At 56.4% G+C, this 24,244-nt stretch carries 20 protein-coding genes; 11 read left to right on the plus strand and 9 right to left on the minus strand.

Features of this window, described 5'->3' with window-relative positions; all coding sequences use genetic code 11:
- The first annotated feature begins 45 nt into the window (after positions 1-45).
- Positions 46-858 (plus strand): ABC transporter permease, encoded by an 813-nt coding sequence (locus CPJ18_RS06550; protein ID WP_245445363.1) that lies wholly within the window; start codon positions 46-48, stop codon positions 856-858.
- Positions 851-2,482 carry an ABC transporter ATP-binding protein gene (locus CPJ18_RS06555; protein WP_103657466.1) on the plus strand — a complete coding sequence of 544 codons (1,632 nt, stop codon included), beginning with the start codon at positions 851-853 and terminating at the stop codon, positions 2,480-2,482. The genes CPJ18_RS06550 and CPJ18_RS06555 overlap by 8 nt, the downstream gene beginning before the upstream one ends.
- A 255-nt stretch (positions 2,483-2,737) precedes the next feature.
- Here the strand turns inward: CPJ18_RS06555 and CPJ18_RS06560 are convergent, their stop codons facing one another.
- The 7 genes from CPJ18_RS06560 to CPJ18_RS06590 all read right to left on the minus strand — a co-directional run bounded on the left by CPJ18_RS06560 (position 2,738) and on the right by CPJ18_RS06590 (position 12,366).
- Entirely contained in the window at positions 2,738-3,154 is a 417-nt protein-coding gene (locus CPJ18_RS06560; RefSeq protein WP_103657467.1) for a hypothetical protein, read from the minus strand.
- Positions 3,155-3,183: 29 nt separating this feature from the next.
- Positions 3,184-5,940 carry a M16 family metallopeptidase gene (locus CPJ18_RS06565; RefSeq protein ID WP_103657468.1) on the minus strand — a complete coding sequence of 919 codons (2,757 nt, stop codon included), beginning with the start codon at positions 5,938-5,940 and terminating at the stop codon, positions 3,184-3,186.
- Entirely contained in the window at positions 5,940-8,690 is a 2,751-nt protein-coding gene (locus tag CPJ18_RS06570) for a TonB-dependent receptor (RefSeq protein ID WP_167397849.1), read from the minus strand. Before CPJ18_RS06570 ends, CPJ18_RS06565 begins: the two co-directional genes overlap by 1 nt.
- Positions 8,691-8,932: 242 nt before the next feature.
- Positions 8,933-9,952, minus strand: coding sequence for a FecR family protein (locus CPJ18_RS06575; RefSeq protein WP_167397850.1), 1,020 nt, complete (start codon positions 9,950-9,952; stop codon positions 8,933-8,935).
- Between the two features lie 94 nt (positions 9,953-10,046).
- A complete protein-coding gene (locus tag CPJ18_RS06580) occupies positions 10,047-10,571 on the minus strand; it encodes an RNA polymerase sigma factor (protein WP_245445352.1) in 525 nt (174 codons plus the stop codon).
- 190 nt (positions 10,572-10,761) lie between these two features.
- Positions 10,762-11,388: a GDSL-type esterase/lipase family protein gene (locus tag CPJ18_RS06585; protein WP_103657471.1), complete on the minus strand. Its 627-nt coding sequence runs from the start codon at positions 11,386-11,388 to the stop codon at positions 10,762-10,764.
- A 66-nt stretch (positions 11,389-11,454) separates the two neighbouring features.
- The gene (locus CPJ18_RS06590; protein WP_062451852.1) at positions 11,455-12,366 is read right to left on the minus strand and encodes a 2-dehydro-3-deoxygalactonokinase; all 912 of its coding nucleotides are present in this window, start codon (positions 12,364-12,366) and stop codon (positions 11,455-11,457) included.
- A gap of 113 nt (positions 12,367-12,479) precedes the next feature.
- Between CPJ18_RS06590 and CPJ18_RS06595 the strand changes: the two genes are divergently transcribed.
- From CPJ18_RS06595 to CPJ18_RS06635, 9 genes are all read left to right on the plus strand, one after another.
- Positions 12,480-13,388: a dihydrodipicolinate synthase family protein gene (locus CPJ18_RS06595; RefSeq protein WP_103657567.1), complete on the plus strand. Its 909-nt coding sequence runs from the start codon at positions 12,480-12,482 to the stop codon at positions 13,386-13,388.
- A complete protein-coding gene (locus CPJ18_RS06600) occupies positions 13,385-14,551 on the plus strand; it encodes a mandelate racemase/muconate lactonizing enzyme family protein (RefSeq protein WP_103657472.1) in 1,167 nt (388 codons plus the stop codon). Before CPJ18_RS06595 ends, CPJ18_RS06600 begins: the two co-directional genes overlap by 4 nt.
- A 24-nt stretch (positions 14,552-14,575) precedes the next feature.
- Positions 14,576-15,847 (plus strand): ABC transporter substrate-binding protein, encoded by a 1,272-nt coding sequence (locus CPJ18_RS06605; RefSeq protein ID WP_062451855.1) that lies wholly within the window; start codon positions 14,576-14,578, stop codon positions 15,845-15,847.
- Between the two features lie 69 nt (positions 15,848-15,916).
- Positions 15,917-16,843: a carbohydrate ABC transporter permease gene (locus CPJ18_RS06610; protein ID WP_062451856.1), complete on the plus strand. Its 927-nt coding sequence runs from the start codon at positions 15,917-15,919 to the stop codon at positions 16,841-16,843.
- Between the two features lie 10 nt (positions 16,844-16,853).
- The gene (locus CPJ18_RS06615) at positions 16,854-17,684 is read left to right on the plus strand and encodes a carbohydrate ABC transporter permease (RefSeq protein ID WP_062451857.1); all 831 of its coding nucleotides are present in this window, start codon (positions 16,854-16,856) and stop codon (positions 17,682-17,684) included.
- A 2-nt stretch (positions 17,685-17,686) separates the two neighbouring features.
- Positions 17,687-18,769 (plus strand): ABC transporter ATP-binding protein, encoded by a 1,083-nt coding sequence (locus CPJ18_RS06620; RefSeq protein WP_103657473.1) that lies wholly within the window; start codon positions 17,687-17,689, stop codon positions 18,767-18,769.
- Positions 18,766-19,749: an NAD-dependent epimerase/dehydratase family protein gene (locus tag CPJ18_RS06625; RefSeq protein ID WP_103657474.1), complete on the plus strand. Its 984-nt coding sequence runs from the start codon at positions 18,766-18,768 to the stop codon at positions 19,747-19,749. The genes CPJ18_RS06620 and CPJ18_RS06625 overlap by 4 nt, the downstream gene beginning before the upstream one ends.
- Complete coding sequence (locus CPJ18_RS06630) at positions 19,746-21,428, plus strand: SMP-30/gluconolactonase/LRE family protein (RefSeq protein WP_103657568.1); 1,683 nt, start codon at positions 19,746-19,748, stop codon at positions 21,426-21,428. The genes CPJ18_RS06625 and CPJ18_RS06630 overlap by 4 nt, the downstream gene beginning before the upstream one ends.
- 4 nt (positions 21,429-21,432) lie before the next feature.
- On the plus strand, positions 21,433-22,194 hold the full coding sequence (locus CPJ18_RS06635) for an SDR family NAD(P)-dependent oxidoreductase (protein WP_103657475.1): 762 nt from the start codon (positions 21,433-21,435) through the stop codon (positions 22,192-22,194).
- A gap of 373 nt (positions 22,195-22,567) precedes the next feature.
- Here the strand turns inward: CPJ18_RS06635 and CPJ18_RS06640 are convergent, their stop codons facing one another.
- Positions 22,568-23,512 (minus strand): nucleotidyl transferase AbiEii/AbiGii toxin family protein, encoded by a 945-nt coding sequence (locus CPJ18_RS06640; RefSeq protein WP_103657569.1) that lies wholly within the window; start codon positions 23,510-23,512, stop codon positions 22,568-22,570.
- The gene (locus tag CPJ18_RS06645; RefSeq protein WP_103657476.1) at positions 23,502-24,089 is read right to left on the minus strand and encodes a DUF6088 family protein; all 588 of its coding nucleotides are present in this window, start codon (positions 24,087-24,089) and stop codon (positions 23,502-23,504) included. Before CPJ18_RS06645 ends, CPJ18_RS06640 begins: the two co-directional genes overlap by 11 nt.
- Positions 24,090-24,244: the final 155 nt, after the last annotated feature.

Raw genomic sequence — 24,244 nt, forward strand, 5'->3', positions numbered from 1 at the left:
GTGCTCTGGCACGACAAGGTCGCCACCCTCTCAGCAATCCTTTTAATGATTGTGCTGGTTTGTGTCGTCGTTGGACCATGGTTGCTGGCCGATCAGGCCCGTGCCGTTAATCTCATGGCGCGTAACGCGCCGCCATTTTCGCTCGGCAAGGGCTGGATGTTCATTCTGGGCGCCGATGCGCTGGGGCGCAGTCTGTTAGCGCGCATCATCGTCGCCAGCCAAAACACCATGCTGATTGCCGGAAGCGCCGTGCTGATCTCTATGATCATGGGCGGTCTGCTGGGTCTGGTGGCCGGTTACAAGGGTGGCTGGGTCAGCGCGGTTCTGCTGCGGTTGGCGGATGCGATCATGAGCTTTCCGTCCATGCTGCTCGCGGTCATCGTGCTCTTCGTGTTCGATCCCGGCGTGACCAATGTTATTCTGGTCTTGGCGGTATCGCGTATCCCGATCTTTCTGCGCACGGTGCGTGCCGAAGTTCTGGAGATCAAGGAGCGCATGTTCGTCACCGCAGCGCGTGCCATGGGTGCGCAGACGGACCGTATCCTGCTGCGCCATATCGCGCCGATGGTCATGCCGACGCTGATCAATCTCGCGGCCCTTGAAATGGCCTTCGTGATGTTGGTCGAATCGGGCCTCAGCTTTCTGGGCATCGGCATCCAGCCGCCCGAAGTCACCTGGGGTCTGATGGTGGCCGATGGCCGCAACTATCTCGGTTCCGCCTGGTGGTTATCCTTCTGGCCAGGTGTCGCCATCATGCTGGTGACCATGGCGCTAAACCTTCTTTCCAACTGGCTGCGAATTGCGACCGACCCGGTCGAACGCTGGCGCCTGCAAACAACGGTGGGAAAAAATGACTGATAAACCTCTTCTGGAAATCAAGAATCTCAGCATCCATTTTCCCTCCAGACGCGGCACGGTTCACGCCGTCAGCGATGTTAGCTGGTCGGTACGCCGGGGAGAAACACTCGCCATTCTCGGCGAAAGCGGCTCTGGCAAGAGCGTCAGCGCCTCGGCCATTCTCGATCTGGTCGATGCGCCACCAGCCGTCATCTCGAAGGGTGAAATTCTCTATCGTGGCAAGGATTTGCTTCTGACGCCGAAGGATGAGCGCCGCAAGATCAATGGCAAGAACATCTCGATGATCTTCCAGGACCCGCTGGCAGCCCTCAACCCCGTCTACCCCATCGGCTGGCAGATTGCTGAAACACTGCGCGTTCACGGCGTCGATCGCGAGACCGCCCACGCGCGAGTCATCGATCTTCTGGCGCGTGTGGGTATCGATCACCCCGAGCGACGGGCGAAGCAGTATCCGCACCAGTTTTCTGGCGGCCAGCGCCAGCGCATCATGATCGCCTCGGCGATTGCGCTGGAACCGGATCTGCTCATTGCCGATGAGCCGACCAGCGCGCTCGACGTCACGGTTCAGGCCCAGGTTCTGACCTTGCTGAAAAAGCTTCAGGCCGAAAGCGGCATGGGCATGGTGCTGATTACCCACGATCTCGGCGTTGTCGAAAAGGTCGCCGACCGCGTGGTGGTGATGCAGCACGGGCGCGTGGTGGAAAGCGGCGATGCCGCCACTATCATGAACGCGCCCGAACACCCCTATACCCGCAAACTGCTGGATGCGATGCCGGGCCGCCATGGTATCACCCCGCAGCTTGCCATTGCGACCAGTGCGGAGCGCCCGCTGCTGGAGGTCGATCATGTCTCGCGTATCTATGGTGTTGCCCCCGGCAAGATGAAAGCCGGTGAAACCGGCGTGCGCGCTGTCAATGATGCCAGCTTTACCCTGAAAAGCGGCGAGACGCTGGGGATCGTAGGCGAATCTGGTTCCGGGAAATCGACGCTGGCCCGTATGTTGCTGGGTTTGGATGTCCCGACATCCGGCACCATCCGCTTTGATGGACACGATCTGAATGGCATGTCGGCATCGGAAACCTACAAAGTGCGCCGTCGAATGCAGTTCGTTTTCCAGGACCCGACGGCTTCTCTCAACCCCCGTATGACGGTGGGCCAGATCATATCCGAGCCTTTTGCCATCCACCCGGATGTACTGCCAAAAGACAAATGGCGCGAGCGCTCGATTGAATTGCTGGAGCGCGTCGGCCTGTCCGCCGACCACATCGATCGCCATCCGCATCAGTTTTCGGGCGGGCAGCGCCAGCGTATCGCCATTGCCAGAGCGCTTGCGCTCCAGCCGGAGGTGATCGTATGCGATGAGGCGGTATCTGCGCTCGATGTCTCGATCCAGGCGCAAGTCATCGATCTTTTGAAGACGCTACGGCGGGATTTCGGCCTGTCCTATATCTTCATCGCCCATGATCTTGCGTTGGTGCGCGATTTCGCAACGTCCGTGATCGTGATGTATCGAGGTGAGATCGTTGAGCAAGGGCTGACGAGCAAGGTCTATACAGATCCGCAACACGCGTACACAAAGCGCCTGTTGGCCGCCAGCGGTGAACACTTGCCATCTGCGGCGTGATCGATTTAGTTTGGACCCTATGTCATTTGGCAGTCTAGCGAATGCTGCGCCTTAGCGGTTTGTCTGAATTGTCGTGTGCTTGTAACCCAAGCATACGTTAACGCTCGGTATCAGTGACTATGTAGGTGAAATCTCGATTCCTTTTAACTGCTACTGCACTATAATAGCGGGCATAAAGGTTCGTGTCCCATCAAGGCGATGTAAACAGTTCAGGGCGCGCACGATTTTGGAATTGAAATTGCGCAGATCATTAAGTTACTTGTAAGTCCGATTAATTAGCTTGCAGAACCAACCCTGAAGCACAATAAAGATGTACACCGACAACATGACCGGCGGAGTGAATACCGGCGCTGTGATAAACACCATTGCTCGTCCGGTGTCCCGGATCCACATGTCTAGGAGGTATTCGTAGCCTGGCGGTACGGTTGAGTTCATCCACCACGGCTCTTTTGGATTATATGACGCAATTCGCCACTCAATGTACCAACTCACGGCTGTGGCACCAGCGATCGCTAATCCGACACAAGCGGTATATGTCAGTAGAATAATCGCACAACGTCGCCATAAACCAGATGCCCTGCGCGCATGCATCAACATAAAATAAGAGACGATAAAAATCGCAAAGATCACCGATGCGCCCGCATACCGCAGCAATGTCATTTCTAATTCCATGCAGGTCCCCATCCAGCCACTAACATGCCCTATCGTTTTGGCATTTGAACCAACACTGCGATATTGTCCGTACGGAATGCGGCACGCGCGTGGGATGCTAGCAAAGACGGGGTGAGGCGCTTACCAAGGCTATTCACGCGGTTTAGATATCCCCCATTACCGTATCGGAGATAGCTGACCGCTAGCCTACGTAACCATGTATTCGGATCGGCGAGCCGGCCATTTTCAGCAAACTCAATGTCAGCCTGAAGTCGGTAAACATCTGCCTTAAACGCCAACTCTGGCATTCTCTCAAGCACACCAATAGCCGCGTTCGCCAGTCCACTGGCTTTTTCAGGTGCACATTCGAACGACAGATTGCCAATAATCCGGTTCGAGTCTGGATCAAGTTCAAGTTCGAACTGCACGGAATAAATGCCGCCCAGTTCCAGCCTCAGTTTGTTCTTGAGCGCTTGCTGAGTCATTGGCGTCAGCGTCGATACAATGAATGCACCCTCTGGTGTCCAGTTCATCGGTGAAAAAAAAGACATTTTCACGCGTGCCTTGTCGGTATCAAATGTTTCGATATTGGCCTTATGGATACCATTGCGTTGAAGCACGGGTTTCTTGGAAAGCTTTTTTTTGCGGGAAACTCCGCCAATCACCTCAGTGAAGGCCGTCTTGATGATGCCGTCCGGAGACGATCCGACCACGAACCAAGTGACAGGTGCAGACAGTAATCCCCGTGCTGCAGTAGACAGGCTGTCTATCGTAACGCGACTGGTGTCGATGGTGGACAGCTCTTTAGCAACGGAACCATATAAAAGCTGCGTGTAGTCGTCGGTGTGTTCGATGGATGCTGCCTGTATCCGGAACTCGTCCAATGCTTCCTCTCGAACCATACCGAATGCAACACTCGAAGCATATTGCTCGAGAAGCGATGGCAATTGATCCGCGTGAGCGGCGACGGCGATATCCAGTGATCCTTTTTTGAGAACCCAACTCCAGCGTTGCTTCTGTGACTGTTGCCAGCGATCAAATTCATTTTGTGACCAGAAGCGGAAGCCGCTCTGCTGCCATAGCTGGATAGCGGTTTGGGAGAGGATGCTGCCGAATTCGGCGTTCATGTAACCAGGATGGGACTGCGCCGACACATAGATCTTGTCATCCGGAGTTTGTCGCTCCAGCCATACGACATGATCGCCATTCGAAAGGTGCCATTCTATGATCGATGGATCCTTGTTGTGGGTCTCCGAGATGATTTTGCCGGTACGTGACGACAGCTGAGCATCTCGTGGCCAATTCGGCGGCTCTTCTTCTTTGGCAGCGCGCGGTGTCCCGACGATCTCTGGCAACGCAGGAAGTATATCGCGCGCTCGTAACCTCGCATTCGCAATGTTGATTTCGTCAACAGTGGGCAGCACCCTCGTGACGTTGCCTTCAAGCTGATAGAACAGAATCTTATCGGGCGAGGATAGCATGTCCCGCATCCGTTGATTGAGACCCTCAAACGTTATGCGATCCAGCAAAGCAGTCGTTTTCTCTGCGCGCGCCTGCGGGTCTTCGACCACGGAGCTAGTAAGGACAGCGGAGGCGATTTTGTCCTCCCATTCGGCGAACGTTCTTTTTTGCGCGGCTTCAACGTTGTTTGTGTTGATGCGCCGCGCATTGGCTATCAATGAATGGAAGCCATCCTCGGAAATCCCGTTTCGGCGCAGGCGCTCGACCGTCTCCAGCAGTATTGGCCAAGCTTTTGCATGATTGTGCGTGCGTGCATTGAAAGCGAATATCACCCGTTCCTCGGTCGTCTCCTGCGCGACAAATGTGAGAGCATCGACTTTCTGACGGAAGTGAAGGGCTTGGCTTTGAACGGCGTCTCGTATGAGGCGTGTCAGAAAATAATTTTGTAGATACGCGAACTGGCCATCTTCACTTTTGCGATCTGGCATGGGTATGCGCAGTGCGTAGGTGACCTGAGACGAGGAGCCTTTTTCATCCTGAACCAGTCCCGTCGTTATACCGTTCCTCAGCGGAAGCTTGATATATGAGCGATCCGGGCGTGGCTGCTTCGGCGGGGAGCCGAAAAGCCGCTGGATGGCGTTCACGGCGATCTGCTTGTCGATGCGACCGGACAGGATGAGGGTCATGTTGGCGGGTACATAAAATCGCTCGTGAAATGCACGAATGTCGGCAATGGTAACCTTCTCTATGCCGTCACGCGTGCCGATCGTCGGGCGGTCCACATAACGTGATCCGACGCGCAAGACAGCTTTCTTCTGACGGCTTATGCGGTCGGCGACGCTATTTCCTTGGCGCAACTCTTCAAGGATGACGGATCGTTCTTTTTCCCAGTCTGCTTCCAGCAGTTTCGAACCAAATGCGAGGTCAGACATAAGCGCCAGAGAACCTTCGAGATCGAGCGCATCGTTTGGACGCGTACGCACCATGAATTGAGTCTCGGTTTCGCGGGTGACGGCATTGATTTGAACGCCGGTCCGCCATCCGATATGCTGGAAATAGCGGTGTAAGGTTTCAGGATGTGCCTCGCTTGACTGGAAAACCATGTGTTCGAGTATGTGCGCAACGCCGCTTGGCGTTTCCTCGTCGACAGAACCCGCATGCACGATCAAACGGATGTTGAACGGATCTTCCGACTTTTCGCTATCATAGATGATGTAGGACAGTCCGTTATCGAGCGTTCCCCGTGTAAGCCGAGGATCCCATGTTGCTTCGCCTGCAAAACTGGTCTGCGCGCAAAAGAGGATAAGGCCGATGGACATGGTGACGAGACAAAAAAATTTCATCATTAGAACGTTGCCTTGGCGCCGACCCAGACTGTGCGGCCGATTATCCAGGGGTTTGATGTTGAGCTAGTTGCGTTCCCTGTTTCGTCGAACAGATTGTTGACTTTGACATTAAATGCGAGGCTGGCATCGGCTTTTTTATAGACTGTGTAGTCGGCCGACAAATCGACGGTCAAAGCTGCGTCGAAGTCGAAGTCTTCGTAAATTTCGTGAGAAACTCCATCGACGATTATTGTTGCATCGGTATTTTTTGCGCCGGTATAGCGAAGATTGTAATTGGCCGAAACATCTACGTGCAGGCTGTCATCTAACCACGTGCTGGAAAGCCCGGTCTGGAGGCGGAGCGGAATATCCATGTTGCCGGTTACGACAGCGAAGCCGGCCTGAGTGTATGACTTGCCCTTGTACCAGATATAATCGTCCTCAAAATTGTCTTCGAAGTAGCTGTCATTGGACACCTTGCTTTTGGACCACGTTATCGAGGCGTTAAAGAGAAGCTGTTCGAGACGATCAATAGAGGTCACGTCGATCTCTTTGGAATACTCGGCGGTCGCAGACTGATATGCACCATGAGCGTCGTTGGTGAGGATACGGCCTTGACCGCTTGTCTGCGAAGCGAACTGATCTTTCGATCGGCGATCAAGAAAACGCAGCCTCCAATCTCCATCGAAAACTGGATCCTTGCCGGAGAGACCAAAGGTGATCTCGTCGGTGTATGGTGTGTTGAGATCGGAAGCGCTGTTGGCATAATTCCCCGTAATAACAGCGGACGTCCAAGTATCACCGACAACTCCACCGGTTTGACCACGTGTGTATGTTTGTGCTCGTGGCTGCTGATCCCGAATTGCGAAAGCAAGGCTTTGTGCGTTGTAGTACCGGTTGACACCTGCCGAGACCGAAAGGTCATCCCAAGGCGTCACGGTTGCGACAAGACGAGGCGAGACATCGAGGTTTTTCATGTAGTCGTCGTATGAAAGTCTCGCACCAGCCCGTACGTTCAGCCAATCCCAGGTTTGATCGATCTCTGCGTAGGTATTGAAGGCGTTCAGTTCAGCTTTGATGTCGAACGCCTTGTAAATAATCTTGGTACTTGCGAATTGTTCGCTGCTGCACTCTTCAGTCGTGTTGCAATTAAACGCGGTGATCGTGCTCGAAACGTCGCCAAGCGAGGTATAAGCGCCATAGTATAAAGCGTCCTCTGGGCGCCTGCGATAAGCGTTGGTGTGTGTATATTCTGTGCCAACGGTGAACGAACCATTCCAGATATCACCCGTCAGTTCTTCCGACCATCCGAGTTGCTCCTGACCTTGCTCCTTGTCTCCGGTTGCGCCGTCGTAGCAGCGAGTGGTGGTTTTGGTGGGGTCGGTGCGGCACCATTCGGATAGTTCAGTCGAGGTGAAGATACCGCCGCCATTTTTGACGGCACGTGTAGTCTGTTGCACAAAGGCTTTGGCAACATTCCCGTTCATGTCGTTTATTGTAACCGACTTGCCATAGGTCAACTTGGACCGCAATTTGACATTTGTAAGCGCTACGCCACCAAGGCTGAAATCGTTAAATTCATAGTCATGTTGAAGCTTGGAGGTGAGGCTTTTGGTTTGCACATCCATCGCCATGTTCCTCCACGTGGCGTTTTCAAAGAGTTGGGTATAGTCTGTGTAGGCGCCCTCAAGTGTGAAATCGCCGAGATCGGTTTCCGCTGTCATCTGCGAGCGATAAAATTTGTTCTCGGAATCCTGTTCCACCCGCCGATTTTCCGTGTAACGGTAGCTCTTGTCCTTTTCGGTGGAAGCGGTGGACGTGCTGTATTGTCCCAGCACCGAGACGTTGTCCGTTACCGGACCGCTGACCGAAATGGACGACCGCCGTTTCCTGAAGTCGTTGGGTGCGACGTCATTCGGGTTCAATCCGTCTTTCGTAGCGAGGTTAAAAGTCGTCCAGTCGCTAGACGTATAGTCGGTCGTGACACTTGTTGTCCAACGGTCCTTCTGGGCATCCATCAACTTGTAAGAAACAACGCCACCCTGGAAATTTCCGTATTTGGCAGAAGCGTTGCTGTCGATGACAGTAGCCTCTTCTATGAAATCAGTGGGAACATAGACTGTTTGCGAATGAAGCCCGAAGACCCGGTCAGCGTTTGGAGCCGCTCCTTCTGCAGACGAGGGCTCTTCTGACCCGTAGCGCTCTTGACTGCCGGTCACATTGTTGATCTCCATGCCGTTGATCATGAAGTTGTTCTCATAGACTCGCGCACCTGAGATCGAGACTTCACGGGGCTTAAGGTCGATCACGCTTTGGGCCGTGATGCCGGCGTCGTCGTCAACATCGTTCTGGTATTGCACATTGGGAAGGTTGCGCAGAATACCGTTGGCATCGTTACCTTCCGCACGGACTGTGATCTGTCCACCGTGAAGCGTACTTGTGCCGGTGTCAGCGACACGATCTGTACCGAGACCCACGCCACCACGCGCGCCTTTGACCACAATTGTTTCAAGGACGGTTGTACCGTCAGTTGCCTGCTCGGTTGTGGATGCCCCGACAAGCGAAACCGCGTTGGAACCGGACAAACGGATCGTAACGTTTGAGCCAGACAACATAGCCTCAAGGGCTCTAAGTGGTGCCATTTTGCCTGATACGGGGTTTGATCGCTTGCCGCTGACAACAGCCGCCGCATAACCAACCTGCCACCCGCTCTGCCGGATGAAACTGTTGATGGCTGCGTTCAGTGGCTGCGCCTCTATCGCGAACGTCACTGTATTCTCTACAAAGATTTCCTGCGCATGAGAACTTTTGGGGATCAGATAGGTAGATGTAACCGCTGTCGTAACCAGTAACGCAGCGAAACTCTGTCCGCGCTTCGACCCTGTATGCACTGTCGTCCCCATGTCCAGAGCGCTAGGCGCGCCCTTACAAAACCACGTCTGCGCCGCTGATCACGACGCCTCAATGGAATTGACGAAAGAGGAGAATGGATCTCACAAAAAAAGTTGAGTGTTTAACGAATGATTGTGATGCCACCAGGAAGGTAGGTGACCTTGCCACCGACAGCGCTGACAATTCCGTTGAGAGCTTCTTTCGCGCTATCGACCCTGTAGTTCCCGCTGACAGGTATATCCAGGATTGATCTGTTCAAAACGAAGACCTGTGAATTCCAGTATCGGGAGATTTCGTCCAGAGCCTGACGAAGTGGCTTTTCGGTGAAGACAATTCGACCTTCGCGCCATGCCAATGCCTCGTCTTTATCGGTGGGCAATGGATCCAAAATATGTTGGTCCGTAGCGCGTGCTGTTTGTCCAGGTGCCAGATAGACCGGGCGTATGTTTTCGCGTTGATGGGCGAGATACACCGATCCTCGCTCGAGCGTTACGGTATCATCATTCTTTCCTAACCGCACATCGAAAGCCGTGCCGACAACCGTTGTCGTGGTGAATTGTCCGGTCACACGAAACGGCACAGATTGATTGTGGACGACATCGAACCAAGCCTCACCTTGAATGATCCGCACCCCACGCTTTGTCGCAGAAAAGTCAAGCGCAACTGCACTGTCCGAATTGAGTTGCATAGTCGTACCATCGGGAAGTTTGACGGTGCTGATCTGCCCGACTTGCGTGGTGAAGTCAGCTTTCGGCGATCCATTAAATGCCAGTATCATCTGGCTTGTCCCTGCGACCATCACAATAGAAGCAACAGCTGCGAGGGCATACCGACGTCGTACGCCGGCATCATTTGCCGGGTTTTTGGGTTTGTTGGACGTCGAAGGAACGGTTTCGTTGGCGTCCTGCAGTTTTTTTGAAACAACAAGTGTTTCAGGACAGCTCCAGAGATTTTTTACCCGCTCTAAAGCTTCAGCGTGATTGGGACAAGCAGCTAACCATTCCTGGAACGCTTCACGTTCGGCAGCCGACGGTGGACCACCGGCGTGAATAATTATGAACCACTCCAGCGCCTGATCCGTGACGGGGTCGGAGTGCTTGTAGTTTTCTTCTTCCGACAGGGTGTCATTCATCGAAACCATCTGTGCCTTCCGAACCGGACGTTCCCACATGTACCTAGACGTTTCATATCTGGCGATCTCACAAAAAAATACACCAACAGGTTTGACGCCATCTTCAAGGAGGATCGATCTGTGATTTTAGATCGAGTAACACGCCCATCGCCAGCTTGATGTCGTTGAATACGGTGTTCGGTGAAACGCTCAGCAGTTTTGCGATTTCCGGATAGGAAATTCCATCGATCCTGCTCAATATCCAGACCTGCTGGGTGCGAGGCGGGAGTTTTAGCAGGGCCTGAGAAAATGCGCGGAGCAAATCTCGTTGAATCACTAAGGCCTCGGGAGATGGGTCTGTGGAGGCAATATTGTTTAGCTCATTTTCCTCAAGATTCCGGGCTTCGTAAATCGACCTGACCTTGGCCTTACGCCAATGATCAATGGCCAAATTTTTCGCTGTCTGCCACAAAAATGCCTCTGGGTTTTCCAGTGGATGCACTACCGAGGCCGTCCGGGCGCGCAGGTAAGCGTTTTGAACGATCTCTTCAGCCAGAGCATGCTCGTGGACGATGCGGACAATGCGATGACGAAGTATGTCTTGCATTCGAATGAATGCGGTATCCAACTGATCGGTGGTATCGCCCATTCGCCTTCGATCTTTCGGTCCTGCAAACTAAAGAATGGATAGTAATCTATACAAAATTTGTCATGTTATTAGTTTGGGCCGAAAAAGATTTCAAGGATAATGTGTGCACACTATCAAGACTGGGAGATTTGCGCTTTGCGTGTCTCAGGTTCGAGTCCCTTCAAGAGCTACAAGAGGTTTGCCGCTTGCCTCAGTTCAGCAGACCCGAGGTTGTTCTGAGCGCTTCCGACCAAACCGCATATCCTGCTCCATTTAGATGAACCAGATCTGGCAAATAATAACGGAACATGGGCAGTCCGTTTTCCCCGATGAGGCCGACGTTCGGGTCAAACCACGTCGTGTGTTCGCAACTGTTACACCAGTCGCGCGCCTCTTGGTTAAAGAGATCGAATTCATGGCGGTAAATCCAGCGCGCTGGACTTTGCTTGATCGCCAGAACAACCACATCCGCGCGTGGTAACGCTTGAGAGATGCGATCACGCAAATCCTGCAGGTGCCGAAGAGTTGTTTCAGCCTTGAGGCCGTCGCTAGCAATATCGTTCTCACCGAAATAAAGCAGCACTTTGGCTGGCTTCAGTGGAACAAGGACTTGGTGCAGGTAGTGGCTGGCAGAAAGGTACGTGCCGCCGCCAAATCCGAGATTGACGATATCCAGCGAGCCAAGATCCTCGGCGACTGAGCTCCAGATCCGAAATGAGGAGGATCCATACAAGGCGATCGGGTTGTCTGGAAGACCGATGCGCTGAAGGCGGGCAAGAATGGCAATGATATCGTTTTCGTGTCGACTGGTGCCGATATTAGCTGGGAAGTCGTACATGGCAGTCCTGAAACATCTGGCTTGAAAGACGAATGACGCAATCTGGGGCTCGGCGGAAAATCGAGGTTAAGATAGTGTTTGCTTAAGGATAGCCAGCGCCCCTTTCGTCAGGGTGTCATCCACAGCCACGGATGTCTTGAGACCGAATATATCTGCGGCAACCACGTAGAGATCGTTGAGCCCGTCATTACCGACGATAGCTGCGTCTTCTCCTTCAGCATACCATCCGGCTTCTCGGGCTTGCCGAAACTCCTGCCCGATGACCAGTCCCCGCACATAGGAACGCAGCTGCTCCGACGATAGGTGGCCGACGAGGCCGCCGGTTCGCGATGAAAACAGCAGCGACAGCATGGCGGCAGATTGCTTTGCCTCTCTCAAACCCCAGCGATAGGCTTCCGGATCATCGACCGGCGGCTGCGCGGAACCTCGCGCAATGAAGGAGTGATTGATGAGAAGGTTGAAAATTTCACCAGTCACGAATGTCTGAAAGCCATCGATTCGTCCCCCCTTAATGCGCGCCCACTTGCTGTGGGTGCCGGGGACGATAAGGGTGGCGTCTCCGCCGAGGCCGTGGCCAACGATCTGGGTTTCCTCACCGCGCATCACGTCCGGGAAGGGCTGGCGCGCGGGGTCGTTCAAACCGGGCAGGAAAACGAGATCGGACCCGTTCGGCAGCAAGCCTCGCACCGTGCCGGCGGCAAGTTCTGCAGGGCCTGCCGGGCACGGAACATAAGCGACCTCTACCCAGCCATTGCGGCTGGTGATCATACCGAGTGCGGCAACGGGCAAGGCCCCGTGAAGTGAGAACCAGGGTGCAAGCGCAGCCATCAGCGCCGCCTCATGCTTACCCTTATCAAGGCTTGTAATGCCGTCGGCAGTTTCAAGATGATCGAGCTCTTCGCCGCCTTCACCAGCCAGCGTCGCTCGTAGTGATGTCGTACCCCAGTCAACGATGATCGATGTCGGCAGTGCTGCCATGTCTTGACCTCCTCATTCATTTCATTTGTGGGCTTGTCATAAGTCGGAAGACTGGATAGTGTCAATTAGTGAATTCAAGGTGTCAATATATGATACTAATTTTGGAGGATAAGATGGTGGTTGACCTCAGGGGGATTTTGCCCGTTCTGCCCACGCCGTTTCTGGCTGATGGCGGCATTGACGAAGCAGGCATGAAGCGGCTTGTGGTCTTTGCGCTCGACAAGGGCGTGGATGGAATCGTCTTTCCCGGTTTCGCTAGCGAAGTGGAGACTTTGAGCGCCGCCGAGCGCGCAACCCTGCTGAAGATCGTCGTGGATGCTGCGGCTGGGCGGGTGCCGGTCGTCGCCGGTGCCAGTGCTGCCGACTGGCGTGACGTGGTCGAGCATGGACGGGCGGCATCGGCGCTTGGCATTCATCACCTGATGGTGCAGCCGCCCAAATCGGTCGGCACGGATGCACCGGCGCTGATCGAATTCCTTGGCAGGGTTGTCGAAGCACTTCCCGAAGTTGAAATCATCCTGCAGAACGCGCCTGCGCCGCGCGGCTCCGACCTCTCGCCGCAGGCGATCGTGGAGATCGTGCGTGCCTTGCCTAAGGTCACCTATGTAAAGGAAGAGACGCTCCCCGCTGGCCCCGCCATCAGCCACATCATCGCCCAAGCGCCTGCGACGCTGAAGGGCGTCATCGGCGGTGGTGGCGCGCGCTACATTCTCGACGAATATGCCCGTGGTGCCACGGCGGCCATGCCGGCGCTGGAGATCGCTGAGCAACATGTGGCCATCGACCGGGCACTTGTCGCGGGGCGACGGGAGGAGGCTCGCAAGATCTATGTCCGCACCTTGCCGCTTCTGGTGTTACAGGCGGTTTATCGCATGCGGTTGACCAAATATGTGCTGGCGCGTCGTGGCGTAATCGAAGGCGTGAGTGTGCGTGCGCCGACACCCGAGCTTGATGCGGCGGCCATTGCCGATATCGACGCCAATCTGGTTGAGCTGGGCCTTGCGGCCCCGGAGGCCGCATGAACAGCCCTGTCGCAACCGTCGAAGTCTTTACGCTGACACAGCCACGTAAGGTTCCGTATCTTGGCGCACTCAGGGAAGGCGAGGTCGTCAATCCAAACGGTTATATCGTGCGCAAGGGCAATCGAACGGTCTATCCTACCTTTGACCGCAGCGTGCTGGTGCGGATGACGACCAAGGCCGGCGTTGTCGGCTGGGGCGAGACCTATGGTATCGTCGCGCCGGGTGCGGTGGCGGCCATCATCAACGATCTGCTGGCCGGTTTCGTGATCGGCCGCGACGCCTCCGATCCCTCTGCGATCTATGACGATCTTTACGACATGATGCGCGTGCGCGGTTACACCGGGGGCTTTTACGTTGATGCGCTGGCCGCACTCGATATTGCGCTCTGGGATATCGCCGGCCAGGAAGCCGGAAAATCGGTTCGCGACCTTCTCGGCGGCGGCCTGGACAGCTTCTCGGCCTATGTTTCCGGGCTGCCGGAAAAGACGTTGAGAGAGCGGGGGGAGTTGGCTAAATACTGGCAGGACCGTGGTTTCAACGCCTTCAAATTCGCAACGCCGGTGGCTGACGATGGCCCGGCGGCGGAAATCGCCAATCTTCGGCACGTCCTTGGCCCACAGGCAAAAATTGCCGCCGACATGCACTGGAACCAGACGCCGGAACGCGCGCTGGAACTGATTGCCGAGATGAAATTGTTCGATCCGTGGTTCGCTGAGGCGCCGGTCTGGACGGAGGATATTGCCGGATTGGAAAAGGTATCGAAAGGAACAGATGTACCGATCGCCGTTGGCGAGGAATGGCGCACCTATTGGGACATGCGCGCCCGCGTCGAGCGCTGCCGCATCGCGATCGTGCAGCCGGAAATGGGGCACAAGGGCATCACCAATTTTATCCGCATCGGCGTTCTTGCTGCCGAGCATGGCATTGACGTCATTCCGCACGCGACAGTCGGTGCCGGCATCTTCCTTGCCGCCAGCCTGCAGGCATCATCGACATTGCCGACTTTAAACAGCCACGAGTTCCAGCACTCGATTTTCGAGCCCAACCGTCGCCTGCTTACCGGTGACATGGATTGCCGGGAAGGAAGATATTACCTGCCGGCCGGCCCGGGACTTGGCGTCAAGCCGTCGGAGGCGGCGCTCGCCCTTCTTGAACGTATCTGAATTGGTTTTTTGGAGGAGGAACCCATGACCAAAAGAATGAGAACTCTGGCGCTTGGCACAGCGACCGCATTGTTGATGACGCTGGGCGGATTTGCTCCCGCCATGGCCGATACTGTGCTGAAGTTCATCTCCTGGCAAACGGACGATGCCGGCACGGGCGAATGGTGGCGCTCTGCCATTGCTACCTTTGAAAAACAGCATCCGGGCGTGAAAATCGAATTCACCAAAGCGGAGCGTAGTTCCTATGCCGACACGATGACAACGCTTTTCGCGGCCAACCAGCCGCCGCAGATCGTGCATTTGGCGTCATTCGAATTTCAGATGTTTGCAGATAGCGGCTGGCTCGAACCTCTCGACCCGTGGCTCAAGAAAGACACCATCGACATGACCGGTTGGGCCGGCCAGCAGAAATGCGAGTGGAACGGCGAAACTGTCTGCATCATGACCAACTATTTCGGCTTCGTCATGGCCTATAACAAGAAGATTTTGGAAGAGGCGGGCGTCGCGGTTCCGAAGACCTACGACGAGTTCCTGGCCGCAGCAAAGGCGACGACCAAGGATCTCAATGGTGATGGCATCATCGACCAGTTTGGCACCGGCCATGAAACCAAAGGCGGTCCGGGGCAATATCTGACGGAAATGCTGAACTACATCCTTGATGCAGGCGCCTACTGGACCGACAAGGACGGCAACATCACCATCGATACGCCGCAGATGGCGGAAGGCTTGAGCCGGTGGAAAACCGTCATGAAAAGCGGCATCAGCCCGGTTGACATGAGCGCCAGCGACGTACGCAAGCTCTTTGCCGACGGCAAAATGGCGATGCGCTTCGATGGGCCCTGGCTGTACGGCACGACCGAAAAGGGTTCGGCCAAAAATGACATTGTTTACGCAGCACCGCCGTTTCATCCGCCGCTCGGTGGATCGTCCAACGTGCTGGCCATGCCGGCTGATATTCCCGACGACCAGAAGGCATTGGTCTGGGATTTCATCAAGCTGACGATGTCGCCGGAATTCCAGCGCAGCTATGCCACCCTTGGCGGCAACACTCCGCCAAGCCCGAAGGCCGACGTCTCGGGTGTCGAAAAGACCATCCCGCATTTTCCCGTACTCATCGCCACGATGAAGGCGGCATCCGAGGCGGGTATCGACCGCGTTCCGACCGGACTTGAGCTCTTCTACAATGAGTTCAGCAAGATGGTGATGGAAGAAAGCCAGCGGATGATCATACAGGATCTCGATCCGGCAGAGGTGGCGAAGACCATGCAGGCAAAGGCGGAAGCCATCAAGGGTTAATCCCAATGTCTCGCCATGGCCCTCTTAAAGGGCCATGGCCATCATCCGCATCCGGCAGGAGGACTATCCATGACCGAATCCGTTCGGGCTGGGCGTCGCAAGTTTTTCGATCTTGCGCGTCCCAGCCGGCAACATCTTCTCGGCTATATTCTGATCGCACCCGCGGTCCTGATGGTTGCCGCCATCATCGTCTGGCCGCTCGTTTTGGCCATCGACCTGTCGTTCCAGCAGGTCAAGATTCCAAGGCTCGGTGGCGCCAGCCGACCATTCTCATTGGCCAATTACAACTGGCTGTTTTCGTCACCGGAATTCTGGCTGGCCTGCTGGGTGACGTTGAAGCTGGTTATAGTTGTCACCGTCGGCAGTGTTGCCGTTGGCCTCAGCACGGCGCTTCTCGCCAACAACCGCTTTAAGGGCCGCACCGTCGCGCGGCTGGGAATGGCGCTGCCCTGGGCTGTCCCGGAAATCATCGCGGTCGTCATTTTTGCATGGATGTTTGACACCTCCTTTGGCCTGTTCGGCTGGCTGGCGATCCAGCTCGGTTTCACTGACCAGATGATACCCTGGGTCAGCAGTTCCACGGCCGCCTTCTGGGCCGTTGCCATCACCATGGTGTGGAAGGGCTTTCCATTCGTGTCGATCATGTGTCTCGCCGGCCTGCAGTCCATTCCCGCCGATTATTACGCGGCCGCAAAGGTGGATGGCGCAAGTGTCTGGCAGCGTTTCCGCTGGATCACTATGCCGCTGTTGATGCCGGTTCTGGGCGTGACGCTGGTGCTGACGCTGCTTTGGGTGTTCCGCGACTTTTCGATCATCAAGGTTTTGACCGGCGGCGGGCCGCTGCGTTCGACCCAGACATTGTCGATCATGACCTATGACCAGGCCTTCCAGTACCACAATTTCGGCCGTGCCGCCGCCGTCGGCGTGCTGACACTGGCGATCTGCATCGTCGCGAGCCTGTTGATGCTCGGCCGGCGTTCTAAATCGATCTATTGAGGAGGCTTTGATGAAGCGAACATTTTTGCAGAGCCTTGCTCTTTACGCGACCGTCATCTTCACGCTGGTGATGATCCTCTTCCCGGTTTACTGGCTTCTTGTCACAGCACTTTCCACCACCGATGAGCTGTACCGGCTGCCGCCGACCTTCTGGCCGGAAGACGCGCAGTGGGATATTTTCGCCCGCGTCTGGGCGGCAAAACCGATCCTGCTCTGGCTCTGGAATTCGATGCTGGCGGCCATCGGTTCTGTGGCGCTGTCGATGCTGGTTTCGGTCAGCGCCGGTTATGCGCTCTCGCGCTACTCCATGAGGGGCGGCGCGACCATGGGTCTCTTCGTACTGACGGCGAAGATGCTGCCTGCGACGCTGCTGGTCATTCCACTGTTTTCCATCTTTTCCAGCTTCGGCCTGATCGGCAGCCTGTGGACGCTGGTGCTGGCGCATTCGACGATGATCATTCCGTTCGCCACGTGGATGCTAAAGGGCTATTTCGACACCATTCCCAAAGAACTGGAACAGGCCGCCATGGTGGACGGTTGCTCGCCGATCGGCGCGATGGTGCGCGTCGTGCTTCCGATCGCCACACCCGGTCTTGCAGCCACAGCCCTTTATGCCTTTGTGCTCAGCTGGGCAGATTATGCCTATGCGCGCACCTTCCTCGTCAACTCGCCGGACAATTGGACGGCCAATCTCGGCATCACCACGATGCAGGGCGAATACGTCACCTACTGGAATGACATATCCGCCGCATCGGTGTTCATCGCGCTGCCGATCATCGCAATCTACCTGTTCCTGGAACGTTATTTGGTCGGCGGCCTCACCGCTGGCGCGGAGAAATAAGCATGGCCAATATATCCATTCACAATGTCAGCAAATCTTATGGCGCGCTCAATGTACTCAGGCCCTTTTCGCTTGAGATCGAGAACGGCGAGTTCGTGGTTCTGGTCGGGCCTTCCGGCTGCGGCAAGTCGACGATGTTGAAAATCCTTGCCGGTCTCGAACCGGCAAGCGACGGGCAGATATTCATCGGCGACAATGAGGTCACGGATCTGGCACCGGGTGACCGCGACATCGCCATGGTCTTCCAGAACTATGCGCTTTATCCGCACCTGACCGTTCGCCAGAATATCGGCTTCGGCCTAAAGATGCGCGGCACCGACAAGGCCGAGCTCGACCGCCGGGTCAACGATGCGGCGCGCATCCTAGAAGTGACACCCTATCTCGACCGCAAGCCCAAGGATCTGTCGGGCGGCCAGCGGCAGCGCGTCGCGCTGGGCCGCGCCATCGTGCGCCAGCCGCAGGCCTTCCTGATGGATGAGCCGCTTTCCAACCTCGACGCCAAGCTGCGTGTCCATATGCGCGCCGAAATCGGCGCCCTGCACAAACGTATCGGTGTCACCACCGTTTATGTAACGCATGACCAGGTGGAAGCCATGACCATGGCGGACCGGGTGGTTATCATGCAGGGTGGCGTCATCCAGCAAATCGCTGCACCGGACGAGCTCTTCAATAATCCGGCCAATCTTTTCGTTGCTGGTTTCATCGGCTCGCCGGGCATGAATTTCCTCAATGCGGAACTGCGCAACGGTGCGCTGACACTGTTTGGCCAAACGGTAACGATGCCTAAAGCCCGAGCCCATGAAGGAAATTTCGTTGTCGGCCTGCGACCGGAGCATCTGACGCTGGGCGATGCGCCCGTGATGTTCAACGTCCGTCCGACGCTGGTGGAAAGTCTGGGATCGGAGAAATACGTCTATTTCGATGATGGCGGCGCAAGGGTGGCCGATGGCGAAGAGGGCAAGTCCAAGGGGCTGATCGCCCGCGTCTCCCATACCGGCAGCCTTGCTGGCGATGAGGCGCTGCGGCTCGGTTTCGATCCAGCTCAGCTCTATCTCTTTGATGCAAAGACCGGAGCACGGCTATGATCCTGGTCACCGGATCGGCAGGCCGTGTCGGCCGCGCCGTGGTTGCCGCGTTGCGCGCTGGTGGCCGCACCGTTCGTGGCCTCGATCTGAAGCCGTCAGGAACCGGTGGCGAGGAAACTGTCGGGTCGCTGGAGGATGCCCAGGCCATTTCCAAAGCCATGGTCGGCGTGAGTGCGGTCCTGCATCTGGGAGCCTTCATGTCCTGGGTACCCGCTGATCGCGACCGCATGTTCGCTGCCAATGTCGAGGGCACGCGTCGGCTTTTGGACGCGGCCTCGGCGGCTGGAGTTCGCCGGTTCGTCTTTGCATCTTCTGGTGAAGTGTATCCTGAAAACCGCCCGGAGTTCCTGCCGGTCACCGAAGACCATCCGCGTCGTCCCAATTCGCCCTATGGTTTGACGAAGCTGCTGGGCGAAGAGCTGGTAGGATTTTATCAACGGACTAGCTCCATGGAAACGGTGATCCTGAGGTTCTCACATACGCAGGATGCGGCGGAACTTCTGGATGAAGACAGTTTCTTTTCCGGTCCTCGCTTTTTCCTACGGCCGCGCATTCGCCAGCAGCAGAATTTCGGAAACACGGCTATCGCCGAACTGCTTCAGTCCAAAGACATTGATGAGCCCTCGCACATTCTGGCGCGCAATGAAAACGGCCGACCGTTCCGTATGCACATCACCGATACGCGCGACATGGTGGCAGGCATTCTGCTCGCTCTCGATCACCCCGAGGCGGCTGGAGGTACCTTCAATCTAGGTGCTGACGAACCAGTCGATTTCGCTGCACTTCTGCCGAAGATTTCAGCGCTGACCGGCCTTCCCATCGTCACAGTCGATTTTCCCGGCGATGGCGTTTATTACCATACGTCTAACGAGCGGATCAGAAACAAATTGGGGTTTGAAGCAGAATGGACGATGGACCGGATGCTGGACGACGCGGCGGCCGCAAGGCGGAGGCGGTGCGCGAAGGAGCAGAGTCTATGAAGCCCGAGACGCCTGGCGGCACGGCGGCGCTGGCCAAGGGGCTAACCCTGCTCGACATGGTTGCCGATGCGCCCGAACCGCCACGTTTTGCTGAGTTATTGCGCGCTTCCGGCCTGCCGAAGCCGACCTTTGCACGCATCCTGCGTACCCTTATCGCCTACGGTCTTGTCCGGCAGGATGCGGCCCGTGGCACTTATGTTCTGGGCCAGCGTTTTCTGGAAATGTCCCACAAGGTCTGGGAGAGCTTCGATCTCCTCTCGGCGGCGACCCCGGAACTCGAGCGGCTGGCGGCCGAACTGGGCGAGACAGTTGCGCTGTGCCGGCTTGACGGCACGATGACGCAATATCTGGCCGAGCGTTCGCCGAATGGTCTCTCCGTGCGCGTCGAGGTAGGGCGCCGCGTCCCCCTGCATTGCACGGCACCCGGCAAGGCGCTACTCGCCTTTCAGGACCCCGCCGTCGGCCGGGCCCTGCTGGACCGCCTGCCGCTCGACCTGCAGACAGCCAAAACCATCACCACGCTTGATGCGCTCCAGGCCGACCTTACATTGACGCGAGCGCGTGGTTATTCGATTTCTTATGAGGAGCATCTGCCGGGCGTGAATTCGGTTGCGGCCCCTGTAATAGGCCGTGACAATACGCCGATGGGCGTGCTGGTCGCGCTTGGACCCTCATCGCGGCTTGATACTTCCAACATTCATCCTGCCGGACGTGAACTGATTGCCGCCGCGCGTCGCATCACTGGTGCCGCCGGGGCCGTCGCTATCAGTTCCAGACCAAGGCCGCGATCGGCAACGGGCCGACCGAGCGCCGATTTGAGTTGTATCCTTCCATGGGGTGCACAGCTCGGCGAGAGCCCCGTGTGGCATGACGGCGAGAACGCTCTCTACTGGGTGGACATCCTCCACCCCGCTGTTCATCGCTTCGATCCGGCGACAGGGCGTAACGAGACCTGCGAGACCGGCAAGTTGGTCAGTGCGGTCATTCCGGTTCGCGGTGGGCGTCTGCTCGTCGCGTCTCAGGATGGGATCGAATGGCTTGATTTTTTGTCCGGACGCCTCACCCCATTTGTGAGTCCAGAGGCAGGCATCGCCGATAATCGCCTTAACGATGCCAAATGTGGGCCTGATGGGGCGATATGGGTCGGATCGATGAGGATTGATGCATCCAAGCCCACAGGTGCGCTTTATCGCATCAACGCCAATGGCACTTTCGAGCGCAAGGAGGGTGGCATCATCGTCTCCAATGGACTCGGCTGGAGCCCAGATGGGAAAACGTTCTACTTCGTTGACACGGTGCCTGGTCTCATCCACGCCTATGATTGCGACACCGTAAATGGAACGCTGTCGAACCGGCGCGAGTTCGCGCGCATCCCCGTCGCTGACGGTCGGCCTGATGGCCTAGCCGTGGATGTGGAGGGAGGGGTCTGGTGTGCAATCTGGGACGGCTGGTGCGTGCGCCGTTATCTTCCGGACGGCAAGCTAGACCACGTTATCGACATGCCGGTGCCGCGCCCTTCCAGCATTGCCTTTGGCGGGCCGGATCTGTCGACGCTGTTCATCACCAGCGCCAGGACGCGCCTGCCGGCGTCCACGCTTGCCGAGGCACCGCTCTCGGGCGGCCTGTTTTCCTGCCGTCCCGGAACCGCCGGCGCGCGCATTTCCGTGTTTAAAGGATAAACGCATGCGTCTCGAAAGTGTGTTTGGACTGACGGGCCGGACTGCGCTCGTCACAGGTTCCAGCCGCGGCATAGGTGCCGCAATCGCGCAGGGGCTAGCGGGCGCAGGGGCCCGTGTTATTTTGCATGGCGTGAAGCCTGGAGCCGCTGCAGCCGTTCAGCGACAGATCGTCGCAAGCGGTGGCAAAGCGCAAGAATTGGCGGGCGATCTTTCCGAACCAGGTGCCGGCCGCGATCTCATCGAGCGAGCCGAGACAATTGCCGCAGTTGACATTCTTGTCATCAATGCCAGCGTACAGATCAACGCTGTGCTGTCAGAACTGACGCCGGACGACCTGGCGTTTCAGCTGGCGGTCAATCTGGGCTCGACCGTGGATATGCTGCAAGCGGCTCTCCCGCGCATGGCGGCCCGCAAGTGGGGCAGGGTGGTATCTATCGGCTCGGTCAATCAGTTGCGACCGAAGGGCATCGTCACCGCCTATGCCGCGACCAAGGCTGCGCAGCATAATCTGATTCAAAGTCAGGCGCGGGATTATGCGCGTGAGAATGTCTTGCTCAACACGCTTGCTCCCGGCCTCATAGATACCGACCGCAACGCCCACCGTCGTGACGACGATCCCGAGGGCTGGGAAAATTACGTCCGTACGCTAAACTGGATGGGCCGGGCCGGGCAACCGGAAGAAATGGTGGGTGCCGCCATCTTCCTTTCATCTCAGGCGTGCAGTTTCATGACAGGAGAGAACATTCTCTTGACCGGTGGATATTGAAGGGTTGCTGCGAACGCTTAGCAAGCACGAGGTTTTATTGGAATTGGGGTGCTGACGCTCCAGCCTTGATTGCCTGAATAGGAAATGCCGCAGCTCTTATCATGATCTCGGCGCGACATTGTAATTCATCGGACCAATAGCTTGAGCTGCTTTACGCGGTTCAGCGCGAATGGCAAAGTGGGGGTGCGGACGATAACTTGGACCACCAGTGAGTCAAATCCTGCCAAACAATCAGTGATCTAACCTTGCAGATGTTGTTTTGTCGTCGTCGCCGGTTCGGCTCCCATCAAGGCGAGGTAAGATAATCGATTTGCAAAGGTGTCGATCCTGGTTTGTAAACTGCGTTCACCGGCGGACCCGGCGCATGAGCTCTTTAGAGACGCTCCGCGTAGATGGTGATGCGGGCAAGAATCTCTTTCAGGCTGGGCCGGCCATGATAATAGAGCGCCGAGGTCCGCTCATATGCGCGCTCGTAAAGCCCGAACGTCCCGGGGTCGGAAAGGCTGAAAGCGGGATTGCTGCTTATGTTCTGATCGTCAGCCTTCGGGAAACGTCGGTCCTTGTGCGCGAGATAGGCTTCCGTACCGATGAAGTCTTGCACTTCCGGCTGGTCCAGTAGGCAGAAGACGTCGTAATAATGCCGGAGGAAATTGGCGGGGAACTGGCCGGTTTCCTGCTGCTTGCGATATTTGGTGGAGATGGTCTGGAGCTTCTCGACCAGCGTGTAGCCGGGCTCGTAGCAGGGAACGGCCAGTGCGCGATTATCGATCAGCTCGACGCGCGATGCAGCGTAATCATAGGCCCAGGAGCCGATATCCTTGCCGATATTGGGAGCCACCGTGTCGAAGCCGGCTTCGAGCAACACGCCGCTCTTGAGATCTGATTTCGTGCTGGTCGTCTCGGGGTAGTAGAGGCGGATGCCGCCGCTACGATACGTCTCATTGTCGAATTCGGTATCGCGCTCGATCTTTTGGATACCGTCGATCGTGATCTTCTCAGCCAGCCAGCCATAGAAGGCCTTGCGGCTATTACGGTGCGCGGCCTTGTCGTGGTTGGGGCCTGTTTTCACATCCATTGCCTTCGGGGGTTCTACACGGATATCGATATCCTCCGAGAAGCGGTTGATGATGCGATATCCTTTCGAGAGCGAGGTACCGCCCTTGAGTTCGAACGCCATCTCAAGCTGCTGCAGGCCGTACAGGCAGTGCATGATCCAGTAGTCTTTCTCGACCAGCACCGGCTGCACCTTCATCTGCTCCGCGACGATGCGCAGTAGGGATGCAAAATCCTTGTGTCTATGTAGGAAATCAGTTGGCATGCGCATCTGCAGCGATGGCGTTGAAGAATTTTCGCGTGCGGACCACGCCGTATTCGTTGGCGGCACGGCTGAGGGCTGTGCGATTGCCTTGTAGGGCACGCTCTCTCACGCGGGCCAGCACCTGATCGCGGTCCTCGGCCAACTGGTCAAGATTGTTGACCAGGTCGACCAGTAGGAATTCTTTGGTCAGGGTTTTGGGGAAGGCTGGCTTTCTGCGGAACTCGAACTCTCGACCGCCCAGCATGAAGTTGCCGTGGCGCTTATGGTTATAGACAACGGTCTTGTTATACAGCTGCGTCGCTCCGACACCCAGGCTGTTATAGGCATTGGGCGAGGTGACGAGGTAACGGTCATCCTTCAGAAAAGCCTCGACGAGCGCGTCATCCTCGGGGGGGGCTTTGCCGAACGCGGTCAGCTTCGGCCGGTGATAGACGCCTGTCGATAGCTTGGTCAGGTATCCTTCTGCCAGCAGCTGCTGAAGATGCCGATCGACAGACGACGACCACTGGGCGAGATCCTCCCGACGGTAGACCTTGCCGGATCGCAGATGCTTTTTCAATTCCTGCAACTTCGTCATGGGTTAGCTCCTGCACTCACTATAGCGACATATGGTCATGAATGCAATTTTTTTCAAATTTCATGCAAAATTTGGCGGCGGCCTAGCATCTGGATTACTGAAATCATTGAGCTACGTAGGGGACTTTCCGAAAATCTCCACTATTTGAATATCGA

Origin of the sequence: Agrobacterium rosae (assembly GCF_002915175.1) — a bacterium.
GTDB lineage: Bacteria > Pseudomonadota > Alphaproteobacteria > Rhizobiales > Rhizobiaceae > Agrobacterium > Agrobacterium rosae.